This is a genomic window from Pedobacter suwonensis, from assembly GCF_044762335.1.
Taxonomy (GTDB): domain Bacteria; phylum Bacteroidota; class Bacteroidia; order Sphingobacteriales; family Sphingobacteriaceae; genus Pedobacter.
Window position 1 is genome coordinate 1 of the sequence record NZ_JBIWEB010000045.1, and the last position, 2378, is coordinate 2378.

Annotated in this window: 1 protein-coding gene; it reads right to left on the bottom strand. The window is 40.4% G+C overall.

Annotated elements, in window-relative coordinates; translation table 11 throughout:
* Positions 1–243: 243 nt before the first annotated feature.
* Entirely contained in the window at positions 244–1110 is an 867-nt protein-coding gene (locus ACIQXP_RS25160; protein WP_387508776.1) for a DUF808 domain-containing protein, read from the bottom strand.
* Positions 1111–2378: the final 1268 nt, after the last annotated feature.

Consider the following 2378-nt stretch of genomic DNA (forward strand, 5'->3'; position numbering starts at 1 on the left):
ACAGCGCAGCGAGGATTTGGAGCAAATAGCGGGAACATGCATATATAGTACCACCAGCCCCTGCTTTGCTAAAAAGAAAAATAAACCCGAAAACTACCGACACTCTAAAACACCACTCAACTGGCTATTAAAGTTTATGGAAGCGTAAAAACCCATGAGTTAATAACAACAGGAAGCTAGCCTGACCTGCAGAGATCAAATTTTAAGAATAACAACTTAAGCAGTAAAATGAATAGCTACTTTTTATCTTCTAATAATGGCCAAAAGTTTTTTAATGGCCATTACCACTAATACCGAAGCCAAGCCGATTATTAATCCAAAAGCAAATTCTCTCAGAATAGATGGAAACGAAGGGAAAATATGATGCATAAACGCAATATTGTGCGCAAAAATTCCTCCTGATACCAGTATCAATGCAACGGTACCCACAATGCTTAAAGTTTTAATGATAATAGGTAACGATTTTACCAGTGTTTTGCCAACTGATGAAAGAATACCTTTATCGCCGGACGCTTTAACTAAACGGTATCCGGCGTCATCCATCCTAACAATAAGCGCAACAATTCCATAAACACCAATTGTAGCCAATAATGCGATCAACGATACGGTCAAAATTTGGACGGTAAGCGTTTCATCTAAAACACTGCCCAGGGCGATGATGACAATTTCTATGGAAAGAATGAAATCTGTTATAATAGCTGATCTGATTTTGGCTTTTTCTGCTGTCTCGTCATTCTGAATAATCTCTTTTGCTTCTACATGTGCGGGTTTCGAGCGATGGAAAAAATATTCTACAACTTTTTCTACCCCTTCGTATGCCAGATATAATCCTCCGAGTACCAAGATCATTTTAATAGCTACCGGAAAAAAGAAGTTGAGCAATAGCGCAATGGGTACTATAATGAGCTTGTTAACTAGTGAACCCTTGGTAATTGCCCATAATACCGGTAGTTCCCTGGAAGACAGAAAACCAGTTGATTTTTCTGCATTTACTGCCAGGTCATCCCCCAAAATACCAGCCGTTTTCTTAGCTGCTACCTTTGCCGTTACCGCCACATCATCCATTAAGGCACCTATATCATCTAAAATCGCAAAAAAACCAGAAGCCATATTTAAAATTTATTAATGTCGCAAAATATCGATTACTTTTTAAATTTAAATGATCTCACATTAAATCTTTAGCTATATTATACTAAAGCTATATTCAACAGATTTACTTAAAAGCAAATGATATTTATCCGCATTATAACATTAATAAATCAAAACTGTTCGAAAAAAAAAAAATAAGCTACTATTGCTGAAATTTCTAAAGAAGTTCATAGGGGATATCTGGGTACTGACACAGTCAGGTTATTGCGAAGCGCAGTATCCCGTGCTTGTGATCCGGCTCCGGTCCTTCTTCCTACTTAATACTTTTGGGAAACCTGGTTCCATAAACAGATTTAACCAGCTCCAAAAGGGATATCGCTCCCATCAGGGCAGTTTAACCTCGGACAGAAAATATAGGAGTAAATATGGAAGATGTAAAATGGATGATGGGATGGTCTCTGCGGAAATCAGCGTTTTCTGAGGGAGTATAACCTTAACTTTTCTCAAACTCCTTAATGGTTTAAATACCTCTTGGTCTTCGAGCGCAGTGTCCCGAGCATTTGGGTTAGGTCCTGTCCTGCTGTGCGCTTTATCCTTTTGGAAACATCATTTTTTAAACAATTTTGCTTAGCCAAAATGGATACCGCTACCATCAGGGCTATTTAACCCGGGATACAAGGGAAGATGTAAAATGGATGATGGGATGCTTTTTACAAAGATCAGCGTTTTCTGCGGGAGCACGACCTTAACTTTTCTCAAACTCCTTAATGGTTTAAATACCTCTTGGTCATGGAGCGCAATGTCCCGTGCGTTTGGGCCGGGTTCCGTCCTGCTGTACGCTCTATCCTTTTGGAAACATCATTTTTAAACAATTTTGCTTAGCCAAAAGGGATGCCGCTACCATCAGGGCTATTTAACCCGGGATATAAGGGAAGATGTAAAATGGATGATGGGATGCTTTCTGTGAAATCAATGTAACCTGCGGGAAATGAAGCTTAGCCGTTTAACCCTTTAATGGTACGGAAAAGTCAAAGTCCGTTTAACTTGTAAAAGACGGAAGAATCTAAAACGGATGATGGAATGCTTTCAGCGGAGATCGGTGTAATCTGCGGGGAACAAAGCTTAGCGCACTAACGCCTTAATGCCGGGAAACCGCGCTATGCACTTCGCCCGCTGCCCAAACCCCTGTAAACGAAGAAAGCCCTTCAACATTACTGCTGAAGGGCTTCTCTTTAAGATCTGGCACCGACCTACTCTCCCACGTGTTACCGCAGTACCATCGGCTCTGG

Excerpts from the sequence above, each read along its gene's own strand:
- ACIQXP_RS25160 (WP_387508776.1), bottom strand. The coding sequence starts at position 1,110 with ATGGCTTCTGGTTTTTTTGCGATTTTAGATGATATAGGTGCCTTAATG.